This window comes from Bradyrhizobium sp., assembly GCF_035935975.1.
Taxonomy (GTDB): Bacteria; Pseudomonadota; Alphaproteobacteria; order Rhizobiales; family Xanthobacteraceae; genus Bradyrhizobium.
This window is the reverse complement of record NZ_DASYWN010000026.1, coordinates 77,445-96,374: the sequence shown is the minus strand read 5'-3', so window position 1 is coordinate 96,374 and position 18,930 is coordinate 77,445. Positions and strand designations below refer to the sequence as shown.

Below are 18,930 nucleotides of genomic sequence, written 5' to 3'. Positions count from 1 at the left end.
TCCGGGATTTGCGGCATGAGCGGCCCCGGGTATCGCTTCGCTCACCCGGGCTACGAAGCTCCACCCGCCAGCTTCTCGATCACCAGATCCAGCAGCGCGCGCAACCGCGCCAGCCGCCTGAGATCGCGGTGATAGCCCACATAGGTGTCGCGGCCGGGCGGCGGCGTGCCGATGTCGAGCGCGACGAGGCGGCGATCGCGGTCGCCGAGCGGACGCGGCAGCACGGCGAGGCCGCCGCCACCGGCGCAGAGCTCCGCCTGCGCCTGCCTGTTGTTGCTGCGCGAGCCGACCTCCGCCTTCGGCAGCATGCGCTTCAGCCAGACCGCGTCGGGCATGTCGGCGAATTCAGCATTCATGGTCACGACGCGCACCCCGCTGCCGTCGCCGGCGCGCGGCGGCTTGCTGCCCTTCCTGCCGTAGAGCGCGTAGGGAATGTGGATCAATTTTCGCGAGATCACCTCGGGCTCGCTGAACGGCTTGATGCGGAAGACCAGATCGGCCTCGCGACGCGGCAAACTATATAGGCGCGCATCGGTCAGGAGCTCGACGGTTACCTTGGGGTGACGCTTGCCGAAGGCGGCGATGACCGGCGACAGCATCAGCGTTCCGAACCAGTCCGACGACGACAGACGCAGCACGCCGTCGAGCTGCGTCTCCGCGCCGGTCGCATGCCGCTGCAATGCGAGCGCCTCCTCCTCGATCCGCTCGGCGTGGCGCAGCACGGCGGTGCCTTCGTCGGTGAGGACGAAGCCGTCGGCGGTGCGTTGAAACAAGGTCTGCCCGAGCGCCTGCTCGAGCGCGCGCAGCCGCCGCCCCATCGTCGGCTGGGTCTGGCCGATCTTTCGCGCGGCAGCCCCGAGCGTGCCTTCGCGCGCAATCGCCAGAAAGATGCGCAGATCGCTCCACTCCATCGGAATCCCCGCTCATTCAAAAATGCACGGTGATCGTACATCCTTGATCCTTTCCATGCAAAAAATCATGGGCATATTGGAGGCCGACAACGGAGCAAGACGTTCATGACCAGACCATCGACGATGCGCGCAGGCGTGCTGGAAACCCACAATGCCCCCTTGCGCATCTCCACCATCTCGACGCCTGAGATCGGCCCGCGCGACGTGCTGGTGCGGGTGCGCGCAAGCGGGGTCAATCCGCTCGACACCAAGATCCATGCCGGGGCCGCGGCGCATGCCCGCCATCCGCTCCCCGCGATCCCCGGAATCGATCTCGCCGGAATGGTCGAAGAGACCGGGCGCGAGGTCACGCGGTTCAAGGTGGGCGACGAAGTCTACGGCATGACCGGCGGCGTCGGCGGCGTGCCGGGATCGCTCGCCGAATTCGCCGCGGTCGATGCCGACCTGCTGGCGTTGAAGCCGGTCAATCTCAGCATGCGCGAGGCCGCCGCCCTGCCCCTCATCTTCATCACGGCCTGGGAAGGCCTGATCGACCGCGCGGCCTTGAAAGCCGGGCAGCAGGTGTTGATCCATGGCGGCGCCGGCGGCGTCGGCCATGTCGCGATCCAGATCGCAGGTGCGAACGGAGCCAACGTGTTCGCGACGGGCTCGGCATCGCAGCGCGCGACGATCGAAGGTTTTGGCGCCGTCTTCATCGACCGCGACACCGCGATCGAGACTTACGTGGCAGAGCACACCGGTGGTCGTGGCTTCGACATCGTCTACGACACCGTCGGCGGCAAGGTGCTCGATGCCTCCTTCGCAAGCGTGCGCCGCTTCGGTCATGTCGTAAGCGCGCTCGGCTGGGGCACGCATGCACTGGCACCGCTGTCGTTTCGTGCCGCGAGCTATTCAGGCGTGTTCACGTTGCTGCCGCTGCTGACGGGCGAAGGCCGCGCGCATCACGGGGAGATCATGGCCGAGGCAACGCGCCTGGTGGAAGCCGGCAAGCTCGTGCCACTACTCGATGCCAGGCGCTTCACGCTGGAGAGCGTCGGCGACGCCTATGCGCTGATCAGGGATCATGCCGCGAAGGGCAAGCTGGTGGTGGATATTTGAGGTTTGGCTCGTAGCCCGGATGAGCGAAGCGATATCCGGGTATCAACGGAGCGAGCGGTCCCGGGTGTCGCTTCGCTCAGCCGGGCTACGAAACCGCCCGCGACTAGTCCTCGCTGGACGCGGCGGAGCGGTTGCGCAGATAGGCCTGCGACAACAGGAAGAATAATGCGCGCTCGCCATGATATTTGGCGGCCGGCCGGGTGCGGTCGAAGCCGTCGGCAAATATCTTGCCGGACTGGTCGCACACCTGCCACCGCCAACCGAACCGCTTGCGCCTGGTAAGGATCACTTCGAACATGCCGACGGAATGGGCCCCCTGCTCGTGCCGGTCTCGCAAGCTCATGCCTGCTCCAGCATCCCCCGTTAGACGGATGCCCGACATATAACGCAGCAGGATGGAAAGAGAATAAAATTGATTATCGGAAATACGTATCTTCCACCGTCGTGATGAACGGCACGACGTTCACGGAATAAGCTGATGCTGGCGGTGTTTGCGGGCCTCGCCGTCGCGCGTTGATAGCGCTTTCAACGATATTCAAATCAGAACACAAGACGCGGAGCCCGGTAAGCAAACGCTCACCGGGCCTTCACACAACATTTGTTAGCGGCCGACACGCGCCTGGAGATGAGCGGGATAGCGATCGCCCTGCACCGCCACCTTCGCCAGCACGCCTGCAATGGCCGCGAGATCGGCCTCAGACAACGTTACCACCGCCGCACCGAGATTTTCCTCGAGCCGGTGCAGCTTGGTGGTGCCGGGAATCGGCACGATCCAGGGCTTCTGCGCCAGCAGCCAGGCCAACGCGATCTGCGCCGGCGTCACTTTCTTCGCTGCTGCGATGTCGCCGAGCAGATCGACCAGCGTCTGATTTGATTTGCGTGCGCTGGATGAGAAGCGCGGTACGATGTTGCGGAAATCGCTCGCATCGAACGTCGTGCTTTCATTGATCGCACCGGTCAGAAAGCCTTTGCCGAGTGGACTGAAAGGAACGAAACCGATTCCGAGCTCCTCCAGCGTCGGCAGGATCTCCTGTTCCGGCTCACGCCACCACAGCGAATATTCGCTTTGCAGTGCGGCAACGGGCTGCACGGCATGAGCCCGGCGGATGGTCGACGCTCCCGCCTCCGACATGCCGAAATGCAAAACCTTGCCTTCGCGGATCAACTCCTTCACCGCACCCGCGGTGTCCTCGACCGGCACGTCGGGATCGACGCGATGCTGATAGAACAGATCGATGCGATCGGTCTTGAGCCGCTTCAAGGCGGCCTCCGCCACCGCCTTGACGTTGGCGGGCCGGCTGTCGAGCCCGGCCTCGACCTTGCCGCCCTTGAAACCGAACTTGGTGGCGATCACCACCTTGTCGCGGAATGGCGCCAGCGCTTCGCCGAGCAGTTCCTCGTTGACGAAGGGGCCGTAGGCCTCGGCCGTATCGAACAAGGTCACGCCGCGCTCGAACGCGGTCCGGATCAGTGTGATGGCCTGTGATGTCTCTGTCGCGGGACCGTAGCCGTAGCTCAATCCCATGCAGCCGAGGCCGAGGGCCGAGACCTCCAGACCACTTTTGCCCAGTTTGCGCTTCTGCATCTCAAGCTCTCCTTTGAAGATGATGTCGGCTGCGAATTTAGGTCGCATGCGGGTCTGCGATTAGGTGATAAAAGCGACATGTACTCATGATCGGGATTCATGAATGGCCCGCGCCAACATCAACGACCTGCTCGCCTTCCTCGCGGTCGCGCGCGAGCGCAGTTTTACCCGCGCGGCAGCACAGCTCGGGGTGTCGCAGTCGGCGCTGAGCCACACGGTGCGCGGCCTCGAGGAACGGCTCGGCCTGCGGCTGTTGACCCGCACCACCCGCAGCGTCGCGCCGACGGAGGCCGGCGAGCGCCTGCTGCGCAACGTCGCGCCGCGCTTTGCCGAGATCGACGCCGAGCTCTCGGCGCTGACCGCGCTGCGCGAGACGCCGGCGGGCAACGTGCGCATTACCACGGGCGAGCACGCCGCGCAGACCGTCCTGTGGCCGGCGCTCGCAAAACTGCTGCCGCGCTATCCCGACATCAAGGTCGAGCTCGTCGTCGACTACGGCCTGACCGACATCGTCGCCGAGCGCTACGACGCCGGCGTGCGGCTCGGCGAGCAGGTCGCCAAGGACATGATCGCGGTGCGGATCGGGCCGGAGATGCGCATGGCCGTGGTCGGCGCGCCCGCCTATTTCGCCACGCGCGGCAAGCCGAAGCAGCCGCAGGATCTCACCGAGCACAATTGCATCAATCTTCGCCTGCCGACTTACGGAGGGATCTATGCCTGGGAGTTCGAGAAGCGCGGCCGCGCCATGAAGGTGCGCGTCGACGGCCAGCTCGTGTTCAACACCGGCCTGCTCAGGATGAATGCCGTGCTGGCCGGCCTTGGCCTCGCCTATATCCCCGAGGATCTCGTGAAGCGCGAGATCGCGGACGGCCGGCTGATCCGCGTGCTCGCCGACTGGTGCGCGCCGTTTGCCGGCTATCACCTGTATTACCCGAGCCGGCGCCAGCCGACCCCGGCGTTCGCCGTGCTGGTGGAGGCGCTCAGGTATCGGAAGTGAGAAGGTCTCGTGCCCCGGACGCAGCGCAGCGTCTCTTCGACGGTGCGCTGCAGAGCCGGGGCCCATGTCTCCGCACTGTACCGTATCGCCTTCTGGGTCCCGGCTCTGCGGAGCGGCATTTCATGCCGCACCGCGTCCGGGACACGAGAGCTAACTTGGGGCTGCCTCTTTAAACGAAGAGAGGCGGCGTCAGCGCGCCACGACCTCGACTTCGCCGTCGACGCCGTTCACGACGTTGAAGCCGCGCTCGTAGACCTTGCCCTCGTTCTTGGCGATGGCGCGGTATTCGCCTTCGGAGAGCACGACGCGCGGGAAGGCACCGATCGATTCCTTGATGACGTCGCCGCCGGGGGTCAGCACCGACCAGGCGGTGTTGGCGAGCGCCTCGCCGCCCCTGTCGCTGACGAGCTTCAGCGTGATCACGGCGGCGCGATGGGTGATGGTGACGTCGGTGAGCTTGCCGGCCTGAACGCGGATGTCCGAGCGCACCACCGAGTTGGCGTCGCCATAGTTGGAGATGATGTAGTAGGTGCCCTCCGGGATCAGCACGACGTCGCCGGCGGCCACGTTCGGCACCAGCGAGGCGCGCTCGCCGGCCTCGAACTGGCTGCCCTTGTAGATCGCGAACGAGATCTGGTTCTGCGGAATGCGGCTGGTGCCGACGCGGCCCTCGATGCGCAGCCCCCCGGCCGGCAGCACGAAGGATTCGCGGTCGGTCTCGGCCTTCAGGCTGACGGTGCGCACCGCGCTGACGAGGCCGAAGGCGACGTGCACGACGTAATTGCCGGGCGGCAGCACGATGTTCGGCGTCGCGTTGCGGTCTTCCTTGATCAGCTTGAAGGTGCCGTTCTCGTCGGGACGGTCGGCGAACACCCGCCAGACCAGGCCGCTGGTGATCTGGGGCGAGTCCTTGCCGTATTTGGCGGTCAGCGACAGCACGCCCTGGCCGGGCACGGCCGCGTTGAGCGGCGGGGCCGACGGCACGGTCGTGACGGCGGGCGGCGGCATGCTCGGAGTCACCGGCTGCGTCAGGGTCGGCGGCAGGCTGGGCGGGCCGGCGCCCGGGCCGGTGGGCGGCGCCAGGCTCACGGCGCCACCGGGATCGGGCACCGAGGCCGGCGGGATCGGCGGCGGGCGATCGGAGAAAAGCTGCGCCTGCGCAGCGTTTTGGCCTGCGGTAACGAGGCACGCGGCAAGGATCAGCGCCGGCAGCAGCCTGCCGCTGCGCCGCCATCCGATGATGCCGTCACCCCCGCGTGTCATGTCCCCTGCTTTTCACCGAAAACGCGGCAAATTCAAGCCTCTGATACCCCAGGAAATACGGGCCGGATAGGTTCTGTGGAACCTGGTTGACGCCTGCGTGATTAGACCTGAGGCAACCGCCCTCGCCATACTCCTGCCCAGCCCCCTCCCCAAAGCGGCATAAACCATGCTTCGCCTCGGTTCTGGCGGAGAGCGAATGCGGTGCCTAGTCTCGTGGCGCGGGCTGGCCTCGGCATAGGAGAGTTTGAGTGCTGGACATCTTGAAGGGTCGTGGCGCGAACGGCTCGAACGGCGAGAAGATTGGCCTCGGCCCCACCCGCCGGCCGGTCATCGGCCTTGCCCTCGGCGGCGGCGCGGCGCGCGGCTTTGCCCATATCGGAATCCTGAGGACCCTGATCGCCAACGGCATCGTGCCCGATGTCGTGGTCGGCACCTCGATCGGCGCCGTGGTCGGCGGCCTCCATGCGGCCGGCCGGCTCGATACATTCGAGGAGTGGGGGCAGAGCCTGCAAGGCATGCGCAACATCCTCGGCTATCTCGACATCCGCCTCAACGGCTCCGGCCTGCTCGGCGGCGAGAAGCTGGCCGCCCGTCTCGAGGCGGCGATCGGCCAGACCCTGATCGAGGATCTTCCGATCAAGTTCGCGAGCGTCGCGACCGAGGTCCGCACCGGCCACGAGATCTGGCTGACGCGCGGCCGCGTGGTCGATGCGATGCGCGCCTCCTACGCCCTGCCCGGCATCTTCGCGCCGGTGCTGATCGGCGACCGCTGGCTGGTCGACGGTGCACTGGTGAATCCGGTGCCGGTCTCGGCGGCGCGCGCGCTCGGCGCCGAAATCGTCATCGCCGCAAATCTTTCCAGCGACATCTTCACCCATTCCACGACGATCTATTCGCACGGCGCCACGCCGGCACCGGTCGCGTCTGTGCCCGAGGAGGCAACCGCCAAGCGGCGCTTCCCGCGGCTGTTCTCGCCCGAGAAAACCATGAAGCGCGAGTTCTTCGGCGCCGGCGGACGGCCCGGCATCTCCTCGGTGATGGTCGATGCCTTCAACATCATGCAGGACCGCATCACCCGCGCCCGCCTTGCCGGCGATCCGCCTGATCTGTTGATCACGCCGCGGGTCGGCCAGTTCGGCTGGTTCGACTTCCACCGCTCGGAGGACTTGATCGCCCACGGCACGCGCGCAGCCGAGCGCGCGCTGGAGTCGATCCAGGAGGCGATCGATGTGCTGGCGCCCGCGCCCGCGGGTCACGCGCCCAAGGCGGACGAGTAAGGCAGACGCGCGCCTAAAGCCCGCTCAGGCGGTCTTGATGTAGTCGCGCAGCGCTTCCTGCTCGGACTCGTATTCGCGCACGCGCCATTTGACGATGTCGCCGATCGAGATCAGGCCGACCACCTTGCCGTTGTCGATCACGGGCAGATGGCGGAACTTGCCTGTCGTCATCGTCTCCATGATCTCGGCGACCGTGTCGGTCTCCTTGCAGGTGACGACCTTGCGGGTCATGACCTGGCTCACCGGCTCTTCGAGAACGCCGGCGCCGCGCTCGCCGATCACGCGGACGATGTCGCGCTCGGACAAGATGCCTTCGAGCCGGCTCTGGTTCATCACCAGCACCGCGCCGATCTTCTTCTCACCGAGCAGCTTGATGGCGGCGGCCATCTTGGCGTCGGGCTCGACGCTCATGATCTGGTGGCCCTTGGTATTGAGAATGGAACGTACCGTCATTGTTGCCTCCCTGAATCGGGTCCGTCCGCCTTTTGGCGGTCCGGACTTGTTCGCGAGTCTTCAACTAACAGTTACAGCGCAGGTTTCATGCTCGTGCGCTTTGCGAAGCATTGCCGCTAGCGGCTTGTCGCTTCGGAACATTCTTCACGGGAATGATGGATGAATTCGGGCCGCATCGCAAGCACCGCCTCAAATACGGTCCGAAACGTCCTGTGATGACGCATCCGCAGCATCGTTTCGCACGCGCGGCACCGGATCGAACAGCGCAAACAGCAGGAGCCCTGCGAAGAAGCCGCCGATATGCGCCTGCCAGGCGACGCTCGTGGTTTCGGAGTCCACGCCGATCGCGCCGACGCCGAAGATGATGTTGACGCCGAACCACACCGCAAGGAAGCCGAGCACCCGGCCGTCGCGCAACGCGCGCGACAGCGGCAATGCGGGAACCCTGGCGGCGGTATCGGCATCCGATCGGGTGAACGACAGGAAGCTGCCGCGGCCGAAGGCGAAGCGGATCGCCGCAGCCATCGCACCCGACACCGAGGCCGACGCGCCGATCATCGGCGCCACCGCATGCTCATGGGTCACGAGATGGGCGAGCGCGCCGGCCGCCGCCGTCACCGCCATGAACACGAAGAACCTGATGGCACCGAAGCGCCGCGCCAGCGCGCTGCCGAACGGCAGCAGCCACAGCACGTTGAAGCCGATATGGGTCAGATTGGCGTGCAGCAGCGAATAGGTGACGAAGGTCCAGACCTTCGCCCCCGCCCCGCCCGGGATCTGCAGATTGAGCAGCGAGGAATCGTAGCGCTTCGGGATGAAGCCGAAGACGTCGATGGTCCAGTTCTCCAGCTCCGGCGGCAGCAGCACCCGCAGATGGATCACCGCCAGCAGCGCGACATAGGCGGTCAGCGCCCCCGGCAGCGTCAGGATCGGCTCGCGCGGAGCCTCTTCCGTGACGGCAGGCAGGTCCGGCTGAGAACCCTTCGGCGGAAAATCTTGCGGGGAATCCAAGGCAGCTTCGCTTTCAGGCGCGATCGGAGCGATACGCTTGGAGATAGTCGCCTTTGCCGGCCTTGCGCAAGTGTACAAAAGGAAAAGGCGGGGCCCTGGGAAAGCCCCGCCTGTCCGTGTCGGCCTTCCGTGCCAGAGAAATGAAGGTGTATCCCCACCCCTCCCCGCGGCCCGTGACCAAACTGTTTGACGCCCTGTGTACAGGCCCCGCCGAGAACCTGGAGAAAAGCGGCGAGGCTTGCGACCGCGATCACCATAGCAGTGCACGGTCGGGTGCAAAGTCCATAGTTAATTTAACGTTAACGACGCAAAGGCGGTCTTAAGGGCCGCGAAAACACGCCTGCGGCATGGACGCTGCAAATCCCCTCCTGCACAACAACGAAAGGGATCGCGGGTGCACTGAAGCGGGACAGGTCTGTCCCGCGCGGTTGCGCCCCGGGGTTAGCGTTCACACATGAAACATCCGTCGAGCCGCGAGTTCTTCGCGTATTGGGACAAGAAGCGCGGCGCGGCGCGGGCCCCTGACCGGGCCGACATCGATCCGGCCGCAGTCCGCGGCCTGCTCGGCGACATCTTCGTGCTGTCCTGCGAACAAAATCTCGGCTTCCCGTTCCGCGTCGCCGGCACGCGCGTCTGCGCGCTCGCAGGATGCGACCTCAAGGATGCGAGCTTTGCCGCGCTGTTCACCGATGCCAGCCGCGGCGAGATCGAGGAGATCACAACCATCGTCGCCGACGAGACCCTGGGCGCGATCGCCGGCGTCACCGCCGCGCGCGAGGACGGCAGCAAGGCGCATCTCGAATTGCTGCTGCTGCCCTTCAACGCCCGCCCGCACACGCCTGTCAGCGTCACCGGCGTGCTCGCCCCGTTCGACGACGCATACGGCGCGCTTGGGCCGTTCACCCTCACCTCCTGGCGCTATCTGCACCAGCCGGAGAAGCTCTTGCCGCGCGCGATCCGCAAGCTGCAGATCGCACGCGGGTTGATGGTGTATGAGGGGCTGCGCTAGGCAGCCTCGCGCATCACGGCATCGCCAGGTGCCAGGCGCCATTCAGAAAGCCGTCGCCGGTGATGTCGCCGGGCTTGGTGTCCTTGGCGAAGGTGTAGAGCGGCTTGCCCTTGTAGGCCCACTGCTTGGAACCGTCGTCGCGCGTGATGATGGTGTAGCCATCGCCGGCGGCATCGCTGGCCTCGGCCTTCAGCACCGGCCAGTTCGTCGCGCACGGTCCGTTGCAGGCGGACTTGCCGTCCATGTCCTTGTCGAACGTGTAGAGCGTCATGCCCTTGGCATCCGTGAGCACGTTGCCCTTGTCGGTCTTGCCGGTCTTGGTCGGCGGCGCGGCGAAGGCAGCGGGAACGATCGCGAGTGAGACGGCGAGCGTGAGTGCGAGGCGGATCGAGGACGTCATGGGTTCTCCTGTCATGCAATTGGCTTGCATGGGATAGGACGCCGCACAGCGCCTCGTATTCCTCCGGCGGCGGCAACGATATTTTTCGCTGCGCGCATCATTGCAGCGGAATAAACTGGATGAGGTGAGACGGACCGACATGACCAAGCCGCACTGGCGCCCTGCGCACATTTCCAATCTGCCGGCGATCAGCGCGGTCGCGGCGCAGATCCATCCTGGACTCCCCGAACGCCCCGAAGTGTTCATGGAGAAAATGCAGCTCTATCCAAGCGGCTGCTGCGTGCTCGTTACGGGCGATGCGATCGCCGGATACGGACTCGCGCATCCCTGGACGCAGTACAACATTCCACCGCTCGACGGCTTCCTCGAACGACTGCCCGAGAATGCGGACTGTCTCTACATCCACGACGTCGCCGTGCTGCCTGATTTTCGCGGCGGCGTTGCGCGAAACTATGTCGCGGTCATCGAACAGCTCGCGCGCACATCCGGCATCGCGACGCTCGCGCTGGTCTCCGTCTACGCGACGCGGCCGCTGTGGGAGCGCCTCGGCTTTCGGCCCGTCGCGGTGGGCGCGCAACTGCGCGCCAAGCTTGCGTCCTACGGCGACAGCGCGACCTACATGCTGCGCGACTTGACTGCGACGTAACGTCCCTCCCCCTGCCGCCCCGGCTCACGTGGGCGTGAAGCAGCTAGCTCGAACCGGATTCAGCCGGCTTCCGTCGAAGTTGCGTGCGAGCCGTTCCGGTCTCGCCAATCCGAGGCTGGAGAAAATCCATGAAACTGACTTTGTCGAAACTTGCCTTGATTACACTCGCAGCGACGGCCGCGTTCAGCGCGACCAGCGCCAACGCCACGCAGTACCGCAGCTATGGCTGCGAGTTCGCCTTCTTCGAGGGCTGTGGCAGCTTGATCGAAACCCCGCAGCAGGGCGGACGCCGCGTCGTTCGCACCGATCACGACATCTCGCCGATCTACATGCGGCAGACCGATCCCCGCTACAACGGCTCGCTGCGCGATGCCGGCGGTGGTGGTGGCGGCGGAGGTGGCGGTGGTGGCGGCGGCGGCCGCTGAGCTCAAACCTGATCCTTAAAGTGATGCCGCCGGATCGCTCCGGCGGCATTGCTCGTATCCAGACCGTCAGACTGAAATTCAGCCGCGATGCTTTTTCTTCTTCGGCTTTTTTCCCGGCGCGCCTTTCGCGGGCCACGGCGTGACCGACGGCTCTGCGTGGCCCGGCTTGCCTTTGTGCTTCTTTTTCTTCCCGAAAGACGGAGCATCGTCGAATTTTGGCCTGCGCTCGCCGTGCGCCTTGTCGCGGGACTTGAATCCACCGGCATCGCGCGGGCGATCGCCCTGGTGTTCGCGACGCTCGCCCTCGCTGCGCTCGCGCCGCGGCGCGTGTGAGCGCTGTTCCGAACGCTCGTCCATGCGCGCTTCCGAACGTTCTTCGGAGCGCGCTTCCGAACGCTCTTGCCGCTGCGGTGCCTCCGCCATCAGCTCGATGCGGATGCTGTCTTCCTTGTCCGGACGCTTGACCTTGGCGGCGAAGGACTCCGCCACCCGCTCGGAAATCTCGAACTCGGTGGTCGTGTCCATGATCTTGATGGCGCCGATGTCGCGCTTGTCGATGCCGCCGCGGCGGCAGATCATCGGCAGCAGCCAGCGCGCTTCCGCATTCTTGCGCCGTCCGATCGCGGCGCGGAACCAGACGCTGCCCTCCGCCATGCCGTGCTTCGACGACGCTTTGCCCGGTTTCGACCGAGGCTTGGCGGCGCGATCGTCACCACCCTCGCCTCTGCCCTCAAACCTGTCGCGACCGCGATCGTCACGCGGCCGGCTGCTGCGTTCGCCGGGATCGATGATGTCTTCGGGCGACGGCAGCCGCTCGCGATAGAGCCGCGCCAGCGCCGCGGCGATGTCCTCGGCCGACCGCTCGGCGAGCAGGGCCTGCGCCAGCGCCAGATCGTCCGGCGTCGTCTCCTCCGTGAACAGCACGTCCTTCATGCGGTCGTGGTCGAGCTTGCGGATTTCATCGGCCTGCGGCGCGGTCCCCCAGGCCGCGTCGGTACCCGAGAGGTTCAGCAGCAGCTCCGCGCGCCGCCGCCGCGCGGGCGGCACCAGCAGGACGCTCGTCCCCTTGCGTCCCGCGCGCCCGGTGCGGCCGGAGCGATGCTGCATCACCTCGGCGTCGTTCGGCAGGTCGGCATGGATGACGAGATCGAGGCTCGGCAAATCGATGCCGCGGGCGGCGACGTCGGTCGCGACGCAAACGCGCGCGCGTCCGTCCCGCAGCGACTGCAGCGCCATCGTGCGCTCGTTCTGCGTCAATTCGCCCGAGAGCGCGACGACGGAGAAGCCGCGTTCCAGCAGCGCCGCCTGCAAATGCCTGACGTGGTCGCGCGTGCTGCAGAACACCAGCGCGCTCGGCGCCTCGTAGAAGCGCAGCACGTTGACGACGGCGTGCTCGACATCGCCGGGGGCGACCCGGATGGCGCGGTACTCGATATCGGCGTGACCGCCTTCGTCACCCGCGACCTCGATCCGGAATGCGTCGCGCTGATATTGCCGCGCCAGCGCGACGATGCCGCGCGGAAACGTCGCCGAGAACATGAGCGTGCGGCGCGTCTCCGGCGTGGTCTCGAGGATGAATTCCATGTCCTCGCGAAAGCCGAGATTGAGCATCTCGTCGGCCTCGTCGAGAACGACCGCCTTGAGTTCGGAGATGTCGAGACGGCCGCGACGCAAATGATCGCAGAGCCGGCCCGGCGTGCCGACCACGATGTGCGCACCGGCCTCGAGCTCGCGCTGCTCGCGGCGCGGATCCATGCCGCCGACGCAGGAGACGACTCGGCCGCCGGCATGTCCATAGAGCCATGCGAGCTCGCGCTGAACCTGCAGAGCAAGCTCGCGGGTCGGCGCCACGATCAGGGCGAGCGGCGCGGCCGCCCGCCCGAACTGCTCGGCATCATCGAGAAGATTTTTGGCGATGGCCAATCCATAGGCGACGGTCTTGCCGGAGCCGGTCTGGGCCGAGACCAGGAGGTCGCGGGCCGTGGCTTCGTGGGCGAGCACGGCGAGCTGGACGGGGGTCAGTGAATCATAATTCCGCTCGGCCAAAGCGCGGGCGAGCGGCGGGGTCAGGGCCGGAAGGGACACGAGATGGAGAACCTTGGTTAATTCAGGCGCGGAACGATGAACCGGCGGACCTGAGCTGGCATGCGCGGCAATTGGCCCGGCCGCACGCTGGCGATTTGATCAGGGCGCTCTTTACGCCAAGAGTTCGGAAATCACCATGGCTTTGATGCATGGCTTCGCGGTGAGCACCGCGCCTGAAGGTTGCAGCGGATTTTTGCGGCTACCTTGATTAACCTTGGCCACGACCGGACCTGACGCCGGGCCCCCTTGCAGCGGGCCCGGGACCCGAGAGAGGTGGATTCCGATGCCATACACTCCGTCATTGCGAGCGCAGCGAAGCAATCCAGAGTCCCTCCGCGGAAAGATTCTGGATTGCTTCGCGGAGCCTGTCATCGAGCCGCGCTACGCGCGGACCCGTTGGCTCGCAATGACGACGTTGAGGCACTGTCGTGAATGACCGCATGACGCCTCCCATCAAGCGCAGCTGCGGCGATTGCACGCTTTGCTGCAAGGTCATGGCCATCGAGGCGCTGGCCAAACCGGCGGGAAGCTGGTGCCGGCACTGCCAACCCCGCGAGGGCTGCGCGATCTACGCCGAACGCCCGGCCGAATGTGGCGACTTCGCCTGTCTCTGGCTCGTCAACGATCTCCTCGACGAGCGCTGGAAGCCGAACAGGTCAAAACTGGTGCTGACCACCTCGGACGACGGCATTGAAGTCCGCTGTGATCCCGGCACACCCAACGCCTGGCGCAAGGCGCCCTATGCGGCGGAGATCCGTGCATGGGCCGAGGAAGGCGAGCGCGACGACATGACGGTGCTCGTGATCGTCGGCCAGCGCATGATCCTCGTGACGCCGGACCGCGAGTTCGATCTTGGCGTGGTCGGGCCGGATGACCGCATCGTGCGGGAACTGGAGGGCACCAAGGTCGTCGGCGTGACGGTGGTGAAGGAGAGTTAGATCAGCCGTGGCTAGCTGGTGAACGTCCCATCAGCAGATGCTAGATAGATCCGATGACCCGGCAGAATTAAGTTCGGGCAAGACAGTATGAGGAGCACGACGATGCGATTGGCAGTCATTTCCGATATCCACGGCAACCTTGCCGCGTTGGAAGCTGTACTGGCCGACATCAAGGCGCGCGGCGTCGATCGTACGGTCAACCTCGGCGACTGCGTCACCAGCCCGCTATGGCCAAGGGAAACGTTCGAAGCTCTCCAGTCGCTGTCCTTGCCGACGGTGCGCGGAAACCATGATCGCTGGATCGAGGAGTTTCCGGACGACAAGCTCTCGCGGGCAGGCCTGTTTGCGCGCAACGCATTGACTGCGGAGCAGCGTCGCGCACTCCATAGCCTGCCCTCCCAAATACGGCTGGACGACGGGATCCTGGCCTGCCACGGCACGCCCGACGACGATACGACGTGCCTGCTGGAAGAATCGCTCGAGGACGGCCGCTTCGTGCCGGCCCGTCGCGACGTGCTGAGCGCGCGCCTCGCGGGCGCGCCAACGGCGCGCGTCGTGCTGTGCGGTCACAGCCATCGCCAGGCGGCCGTTCAGGGGCCAGGCGACTGTCTGGTTCTCAATCCCGGCAGCGTCGGCTGCCCGGTGTTCGCGGACATTCCGTTTGCCGCAAACCTGGAGCACCGCTCGCCTCACGCCCGCTACGCGATCATCACGAAACGAACGAGAGGCTGGCAAGTCGAGATGCTGGCCCTGGAATACGACTGGGACGCCGCGTCGGCTCAGGCGCTCGCCAACGGCCGTCCGGAATGGGCGCAGGCCATGTTGTCAGGATGTGTCAAATAGCGGGCCTTGCCGCACCGGCCATTCGACCCCAAATCGTGCCTCACGAGAGAGCAACGGGGGAAACATGGCCGACAGCATATCGCTTGCCGACAAGCTCGCGACTTTTCAGGATTACTGGTCGCCGCGCACGGTCACGACCTTCAACGATTGCGACGTGATGGTGGTGAAGGTGAAGGGCGAATTCACCTGGCACAAGCACGACGATACCGACGATTTCTTTCTGGTCCTGAAGGGCATTCTCGACATCGAATTGCGCGACCGCACGGTGACGCTCGGTCCGGGCGAGCTCTACGTCGTGCCCAAAGGCGTGGAGCACCGCCCGGTCGCGCGCGAGGAGGTTCACCTGATGCTGATCGAGCCGACCGGCACGCCGAATACGGGCGACAAGGCGACCGCGGCGGCGCGCAAGCTCGCATAGGCGAGCGCGTGGCAGATCTAATCCCTGGAGTCTAATCCCTGGAGGTCGCCAGCTTGCTGAAGCTTGCGACCAGCCTCGCTCTCGCTCGCGCCACGGTGTCCCTCACCACGTGGCTCACGGCGCGGATGGCACGCCAGGCCTCGGTCGCCTGCAGCCAGGCCTTCATCTCGGTGAACTTCCCATACACCCAGGCGAATGCGGGAATCCGCATCAGCTTGTCACGGGTGAGATGGAACAGGCGCTCGACCAGCACCAGCTTGAGCAATTCGCCGATGATGAACGTCACGGCGCCGCTCACGATCTGGCCGGTGGCGGCGAGATAGGCCGCCACGGGCTTGATCGGTTCCAGGATAATGACCGGTACCGAGAACAGGCAGAGCGACGGATAAGGCGGCAGCGACCTGATCCAGGCGCGCAACCGCTTGAATTCGAAATGCCGCCCGATCCAGCGCGCGATCGGCCTCGCCACGGCCATGAAGACCGCATCCACCAGGAAGTAGATGGCGGCGAGGACGTAAGTCAGGGGTTTCAGGATTCGCTTCAAATGACCTCTCCCGCAAACTGAAAGCCGGAACCTGGGCTTAAGTTTCACCGCTGCGTGAATAAGTCGCGGATTCCTGGTGGAACTTTTCGGGCAGCGGCCGCCCTGCACGCTCAGATTTCGGCATAGACCTCCAGCAGATTGCCGTCGGGGTCGCGGAAGAACAGCGTGCGATGCCCGAACGACTGGTTGGTCGGCGGCGAGAGCAGCGCCACGCCCTGCCGCACGAGCTCGTCGGCGCAGGCATCGACTTCGGCTGTGGACACCTTGAAGGCGAGCTGCAGCGAGGCGCTGCCCGCCGGCGTCGGCGCGTCGGTCGCGGTCCGGCTCGGTCTTGCGAGCGCCAGCGTGTTGGGGCCGATGGCGTACTCGATCCAGTTCGGCGAAAGCGCGCGCAGCAGGGATAGGGCGAGAACGTCTTCGTAGAAGCGGCGCATCGCCGCCATGTCGCGCACGAAGATGACGGTGTAGTCGATCGCGCGGATGGCGTGGAAGGGGGAGCGGTGGTTTGGTTCGGAGGTCTGTACGTTTGTCATGTCGTCGCTTATTCCAAACTCTAACTCGTAGCCCGCATGAGCGAAGCGACATGCGGGACAACTTCATCCACAAGCACCCCGGATATCGCTTCGCTCATCCGGGCTACGAGACGGGAAGCTTATCTCAGCAGACCGCCACCATAACGCAGCTCGTACAATTGCGCGCCATCATGCCGCGCAATCGTCTCAAGACCATGAAACCGTTCGAGCCCGCCGTCGATCTCGTTGCGATAGACCATGCCCATCTGCTCGAACAGGCGCGGCCCGCGATAAGGCGCCTCGACGCTCACGCCCAGCAGGGCCTGACGCAAGAATTTGTAGATCGCGAGAAACTCATCTCGCTCCGTAATCTCCGCGCGGACGCCGCCGCTATAGCTCATCGACCAGATCACGCGGTCGTCCCGCGACACCGTCTCCTGCCCGGCGAAGAACCCCATCCCGAAATAGATATCGCGATAGGCATAAGGCGGCGCGCGATGCTCGAGCTGTTTTGAGCCGGCGAGTAGCGGCACGGCCACGGTCGCGTCGTCGTCGAGGCCGGCATAGGTGCGGCGCTTGGCTTCGACCAGGAATGCCGCGAGATCGGGCGGGATGGACGGCATCGTCTATTCCACCAGTTCCGGCCACGGCACGATGGTCGACTTCACCGTCTTCATCGCCATCGCATCCTTCACCGCCTGCGCGACGCCCGCTTCCGTGAACGGATAGATCGTCTGCATCTTCAGCCAGGGATATTTGCCCGCCGTGCGGTAGAGCATGTCGACACCGAGCGGGAGGTCGTTGCCGGTAAAGCCCCAGGATCCGAGCACGTTGAGGTCCTTGGTGCAGATGCGGTGCCAGGAGGTGTCGATCGAGCCGGCGTCGGTGAACTGGCCCATCTCGACATAGGTGCCGCCGTCACGCAGCATCTCGATGCCCTCGGGGCCGGCGGTCGGATGGCCCGAGCAATCAATCACCAGATCGGCGCCGAAGCCGCCGACGATCTCGCGCACACGCGCGATGCGCGCTTCGGGCGATTTAAGCTCCTCGATGTTGACGGTCGCCTCCGCGCCGAACTCGCGCGCGAGCTTCAGCCGCGGCTCCTCCGGCGCGCCGACGCAGATGACGCGCCCTGCTCCCATCTCCCTGGCGGCCGCGACCGCCAGTATGCCGATCGGGCCCGAGCCCTGGATCACCACCGTGTCGCCCCAGGAAAAACCGCCGGCGCGGGTGGCGCGGTTGAAGGCGCGGATGCAGGAGGTCAGCGGCTCGGACAATGCGCCGAGGCGCAGCGACATGTCGTCGGGCAATTTGTAGATCTTGGTGCCCGGCAGCATCTCGAGATCGACATAGACATATTCGGCCCAGCCGCCCCACATGTGCGGCGCCTTGTCGAAGCCGAGATAGCGGCCGTAATAAACCGGCGTCAGGCATTTGTTGGCCGTCTGCGGATAGTGGATGCAGTAATAGCAATGGCCGCAGGGCATCAGCGGCGGGATCATCACCTTCGATCCGACCTTGAGCGGCTTGCTCATGAAGTCTTCCGTGAATTCATCGCCGCATTCGACGATGACACCGCCAAGCTCGTGGCCGAGCGTGAACGGCCAGGGCAGCGGCTTTGGCCAATGACCTTTGAGGATATGCAAATCGGTGCCGCAGACACCGCAGGCGCCGACCTTGATCAGCGCGGCTTTCCGGCCGACCTTCGGCCATGGTACGGTGCGGATGACGGGCTCCGAGCCCGGCCCTGCGTGGGTGCAGACGCGGATCTGGTCCATGCTGTTTCCTCGCTGCCCGTCTGTTATGATGATGGCGCGGGCTGAGGCGAAGCGTATGTGAGATGCGCGCGCGTGCCAAGCGGCCGGTCTCGTAGCCTGCATGGAGCGCAGCGGAATGCGGGGACAGCGGCCCCGGATTGCGCTTCGCTCCATCCGGGCTACGGATCGAGGACAACGTCGATGCTTCGTGACTATCAGCCAGCAGATGCCGACGCGATCGTCCACGTCGCGCTGGCCGCGTTCGCGGAGTTCGAGCCGCATTATTCCGACTGGCCGTTGTTCATGACCCATGTCGCGAAGATGCCGGAGCTCGCCAAGACCGGCGAGATCATCGTCGTCGAGGATGGCGGCCAGATCGTCGGCGCCGTCGCCTATGTCGGCCCGACAGCGCCGAAGGCGGCATTCTTCGATCCGGCGTGGCCGGTCATCCGCATGCTGGTGGTCGATCCGGCCGCGCGCGGCAAGGGCATCGGCCGGCAATTGACCGAAGAGTGTCTGCGCCGCGCCGAGCGCGACCAGTCGGGCGTCATCGCGCTGCATACGACGCCGATCATGACGGTGGCGCTGCCGATGTATCTGCGGATGGGATTTGTCAGGGTCGGCGAGGCGCCGGATATTCTGGGCGTGCCGTATGCGGTTTATGTGAAGGCGCTGGGGGTAGACGCGTAGCCCGCATGAGCGAAGCGATATGCGGGACCGGCGGCCCCGGATTACGCTACGCTCATCCGGGCTACGGA

22 protein-coding genes are annotated in these 18,930 nt (G+C 65.5%); 10 read left to right on the top strand and 12 right to left on the bottom strand.

Annotation, left to right across the window (positions count from 1 at the left end; translation table 11 throughout):
- Nucleotides 1-50 precede the first annotated feature (50 nt).
- Nucleotides 51-911, bottom strand: a complete 861-nt coding sequence (locus tag VGR99_RS14580) for a LysR family transcriptional regulator (protein ID WP_326899145.1) — start codon at nt 909-911, stop codon at nt 51-53.
- Nucleotides 912-1,016: 105 nt separating this feature from the next.
- Here VGR99_RS14580 and VGR99_RS14575 point away from each other — a divergent pair, with 105 nt between their 5' ends.
- Nucleotides 1,017-2,009, top strand: a complete 993-nt coding sequence (locus VGR99_RS14575) for a zinc-dependent alcohol dehydrogenase family protein (RefSeq protein WP_326899144.1) — start codon at nt 1,017-1,019, stop codon at nt 2,007-2,009.
- Nucleotides 2,010-2,112: 103 nt separating this feature from the next.
- Here VGR99_RS14575 and VGR99_RS14570 read toward each other — a convergent pair whose 3' ends face one another.
- Entirely contained in the window at nt 2,113-2,352 is a 240-nt protein-coding gene (locus tag VGR99_RS14570) for a hypothetical protein (RefSeq protein WP_326899142.1), read from the bottom strand.
- Between the two features lie 258 nt (nt 2,353-2,610).
- On the bottom strand, nt 2,611-3,594 hold the full coding sequence (locus tag VGR99_RS14565; protein WP_326899141.1) for an aldo/keto reductase: 984 nt from the start codon (nt 3,592-3,594) through the stop codon (nt 2,611-2,613).
- 103 nt (nt 3,595-3,697) lie between these two features.
- Here VGR99_RS14565 and VGR99_RS14560 point away from each other — a divergent pair, with 103 nt between their 5' ends.
- Complete coding sequence (locus VGR99_RS14560; protein ID WP_326899140.1) at nt 3,698-4,591, top strand: LysR family transcriptional regulator; 894 nt, start codon at nt 3,698-3,700, stop codon at nt 4,589-4,591.
- A gap of 189 nt (nt 4,592-4,780) precedes the next feature.
- Here the strand turns inward: VGR99_RS14560 and VGR99_RS14555 are convergent, their stop codons facing one another.
- Nucleotides 4,781-5,854, bottom strand: coding sequence for a hypothetical protein (locus VGR99_RS14555; RefSeq protein ID WP_326899139.1), 1,074 nt, complete (start codon nt 5,852-5,854; stop codon nt 4,781-4,783).
- A gap of 248 nt (nt 5,855-6,102) precedes the next feature.
- On the opposite strand from VGR99_RS14555, the gene VGR99_RS14550 reads away from it, so the two are divergent.
- Nucleotides 6,103-7,131, top strand: coding sequence for a patatin-like phospholipase family protein (locus VGR99_RS14550; protein ID WP_326899138.1), 1,029 nt, complete (start codon nt 6,103-6,105; stop codon nt 7,129-7,131).
- A gap of 24 nt (nt 7,132-7,155) precedes the next feature.
- On the opposite strand, the gene VGR99_RS14545 is transcribed toward VGR99_RS14550, so the two are convergent.
- The gene (locus tag VGR99_RS14545) at nt 7,156-7,584 is read right to left on the bottom strand and encodes a CBS domain-containing protein (RefSeq protein WP_326899137.1); all 429 of its coding nucleotides are present in this window, start codon (nt 7,582-7,584) and stop codon (nt 7,156-7,158) included.
- A gap of 189 nt (nt 7,585-7,773) precedes the next feature.
- A complete protein-coding gene (locus tag VGR99_RS14540; RefSeq protein WP_326899136.1) occupies nt 7,774-8,595 on the bottom strand; it encodes a rhomboid family intramembrane serine protease in 822 nt (273 codons plus the stop codon).
- Between the two features lie 454 nt (nt 8,596-9,049).
- Here VGR99_RS14540 and VGR99_RS14535 point away from each other — a divergent pair, with 454 nt between their 5' ends.
- Nucleotides 9,050-9,604, top strand: coding sequence for a PAS domain-containing protein (locus VGR99_RS14535; protein WP_326899135.1), 555 nt, complete (start codon nt 9,050-9,052; stop codon nt 9,602-9,604).
- 13 nt (nt 9,605-9,617) lie between these two features.
- Here the strand turns inward: VGR99_RS14535 and VGR99_RS14530 are convergent, their stop codons facing one another.
- Nucleotides 9,618-10,004 carry a hypothetical protein gene (locus VGR99_RS14530; protein ID WP_326899134.1) on the bottom strand — a complete coding sequence of 129 codons (387 nt, stop codon included), beginning with the start codon at nt 10,002-10,004 and terminating at the stop codon, nt 9,618-9,620.
- A gap of 139 nt (nt 10,005-10,143) precedes the next feature.
- Between VGR99_RS14530 and VGR99_RS14525 the strand changes: the two genes are divergently transcribed.
- Together VGR99_RS14525 and VGR99_RS14520 are read left to right on the top strand one after the other, a co-directional pair.
- The gene (locus tag VGR99_RS14525) at nt 10,144-10,650 is read left to right on the top strand and encodes a GNAT family N-acetyltransferase (protein WP_326899132.1); all 507 of its coding nucleotides are present in this window, start codon (nt 10,144-10,146) and stop codon (nt 10,648-10,650) included.
- Nucleotides 10,651-10,778: 128 nt separating this feature from the next.
- The gene (locus VGR99_RS14520; protein ID WP_326899131.1) at nt 10,779-11,075 is read left to right on the top strand and encodes a hypothetical protein; all 297 of its coding nucleotides are present in this window, start codon (nt 10,779-10,781) and stop codon (nt 11,073-11,075) included.
- Nucleotides 11,076-11,153: 78 nt separating this feature from the next.
- Here VGR99_RS14520 and VGR99_RS14515 read toward each other — a convergent pair whose 3' ends face one another.
- Nucleotides 11,154-13,160 carry a DEAD/DEAH box helicase gene (locus VGR99_RS14515; RefSeq protein WP_326899130.1) on the bottom strand — a complete coding sequence of 669 codons (2,007 nt, stop codon included), beginning with the start codon at nt 13,158-13,160 and terminating at the stop codon, nt 11,154-11,156.
- Between the two features lie 440 nt (nt 13,161-13,600).
- On the opposite strand from VGR99_RS14515, the gene VGR99_RS14510 reads away from it, so the two are divergent.
- The 3 genes from VGR99_RS14510 (at nt 13,601) to VGR99_RS14500 (ending at nt 15,359) form a co-directional block, all read left to right on the top strand.
- A complete protein-coding gene (locus tag VGR99_RS14510) occupies nt 13,601-14,098 on the top strand; it encodes a hypothetical protein (RefSeq protein ID WP_326899129.1) in 498 nt (165 codons plus the stop codon).
- Nucleotides 14,099-14,200: 102 nt separating this feature from the next.
- On the top strand, nt 14,201-14,941 hold the full coding sequence (locus tag VGR99_RS14505; RefSeq protein ID WP_326899128.1) for a metallophosphoesterase family protein: 741 nt from the start codon (nt 14,201-14,203) through the stop codon (nt 14,939-14,941).
- A gap of 64 nt (nt 14,942-15,005) precedes the next feature.
- A complete protein-coding gene (locus VGR99_RS14500) occupies nt 15,006-15,359 on the top strand; it encodes a cupin domain-containing protein (protein ID WP_326899127.1) in 354 nt (117 codons plus the stop codon).
- Nucleotides 15,360-15,390: 31 nt separating this feature from the next.
- On the opposite strand, the gene VGR99_RS14495 is transcribed toward VGR99_RS14500, so the two are convergent.
- From VGR99_RS14495 to VGR99_RS14480, 4 genes are all read right to left on the bottom strand, one after another.
- Complete coding sequence (locus tag VGR99_RS14495; protein WP_326899126.1) at nt 15,391-15,903, bottom strand: hypothetical protein; 513 nt, start codon at nt 15,901-15,903, stop codon at nt 15,391-15,393.
- Nucleotides 15,904-16,013: 110 nt separating this feature from the next.
- Complete coding sequence (locus VGR99_RS14490) at nt 16,014-16,436, bottom strand: VOC family protein (RefSeq protein WP_326899125.1); 423 nt, start codon at nt 16,434-16,436, stop codon at nt 16,014-16,016.
- Between the two features lie 119 nt (nt 16,437-16,555).
- On the bottom strand, nt 16,556-17,038 hold the full coding sequence (locus tag VGR99_RS14485; RefSeq protein ID WP_326899124.1) for a DUF5680 domain-containing protein: 483 nt from the start codon (nt 17,036-17,038) through the stop codon (nt 16,556-16,558).
- Between the two features lie 3 nt (nt 17,039-17,041).
- Nucleotides 17,042-18,193 (bottom strand): zinc-binding dehydrogenase, encoded by a 1,152-nt coding sequence (locus VGR99_RS14480; RefSeq protein WP_326899122.1) that lies wholly within the window; start codon nt 18,191-18,193, stop codon nt 17,042-17,044.
- A 180-nt stretch (nt 18,194-18,373) separates the two neighbouring features.
- Between VGR99_RS14480 and VGR99_RS14475 the strand changes: the two genes are divergently transcribed.
- The gene (locus VGR99_RS14475; RefSeq protein WP_326899121.1) at nt 18,374-18,862 is read left to right on the top strand and encodes a GNAT family N-acetyltransferase; all 489 of its coding nucleotides are present in this window, start codon (nt 18,374-18,376) and stop codon (nt 18,860-18,862) included.
- Nucleotides 18,863-18,930: the final 68 nt, after the last annotated feature.

Bases quoted from the DNA above. Each gene is read 5' to 3' on its own strand.
- VGR99_RS14580 (WP_326899145.1), bottom strand. From the start codon at position 911: ATGGAGTGGAGCGATCTGCGCATCTTTCTGGCGATTGCGCGCGAAGGC.
- VGR99_RS14575 (WP_326899144.1), top strand. From the start codon at position 1,017: ATGACCAGACCATCGACGATGCGCGCAGGCGTGCTGGAAACCCACAAT.
- VGR99_RS14570 (WP_326899142.1), bottom strand. From the start codon at position 2,352: ATGAGCTTGCGAGACCGGCACGAGCAGGGGGCCCATTCCGTCGGCATG.
- VGR99_RS14565 (WP_326899141.1), bottom strand. From the start codon at position 3,594: ATGCAGAAGCGCAAACTGGGCAAAAGTGGTCTGGAGGTCTCGGCCCTC.
- VGR99_RS14560 (WP_326899140.1), top strand. From the start codon at position 3,698: ATGGCCCGCGCCAACATCAACGACCTGCTCGCCTTCCTCGCGGTCGCG.
- VGR99_RS14555 (WP_326899139.1), bottom strand. From the start codon at position 5,854: ATGACACGCGGGGGTGACGGCATCATCGGATGGCGGCGCAGCGGCAGG.
- VGR99_RS14545 (WP_326899137.1), bottom strand. From the start codon at position 7,584: ATGACGGTACGTTCCATTCTCAATACCAAGGGCCACCAGATCATGAGC.
- VGR99_RS14535 (WP_326899135.1), top strand. From the start codon at position 9,050: ATGAAACATCCGTCGAGCCGCGAGTTCTTCGCGTATTGGGACAAGAAG.
- VGR99_RS14530 (WP_326899134.1), bottom strand. From the start codon at position 10,004: ATGACGTCCTCGATCCGCCTCGCACTCACGCTCGCCGTCTCACTCGCG.
- VGR99_RS14525 (WP_326899132.1), top strand. From the start codon at position 10,144: ATGACCAAGCCGCACTGGCGCCCTGCGCACATTTCCAATCTGCCGGCG.
- VGR99_RS14520 (WP_326899131.1), top strand. From the start codon at position 10,779: ATGAAACTGACTTTGTCGAAACTTGCCTTGATTACACTCGCAGCGACG.
- VGR99_RS14510 (WP_326899129.1), top strand. From the start codon at position 13,601: ATGACGCCTCCCATCAAGCGCAGCTGCGGCGATTGCACGCTTTGCTGC.
- VGR99_RS14505 (WP_326899128.1), top strand. From the start codon at position 14,201: ATGCGATTGGCAGTCATTTCCGATATCCACGGCAACCTTGCCGCGTTG.
- VGR99_RS14500 (WP_326899127.1), top strand. From the start codon at position 15,006: ATGGCCGACAGCATATCGCTTGCCGACAAGCTCGCGACTTTTCAGGAT.
- VGR99_RS14490 (WP_326899125.1), bottom strand. From the start codon at position 16,436: ATGACAAACGTACAGACCTCCGAACCAAACCACCGCTCCCCCTTCCAC.
- VGR99_RS14485 (WP_326899124.1), bottom strand. From the start codon at position 17,038: ATGCCGTCCATCCCGCCCGATCTCGCGGCATTCCTGGTCGAAGCCAAG.
- VGR99_RS14480 (WP_326899122.1), bottom strand. From the start codon at position 18,193: ATGGACCAGATCCGCGTCTGCACCCACGCAGGGCCGGGCTCGGAGCCC.
- VGR99_RS14475 (WP_326899121.1), top strand. From the start codon at position 18,374: ATGCTTCGTGACTATCAGCCAGCAGATGCCGACGCGATCGTCCACGTC.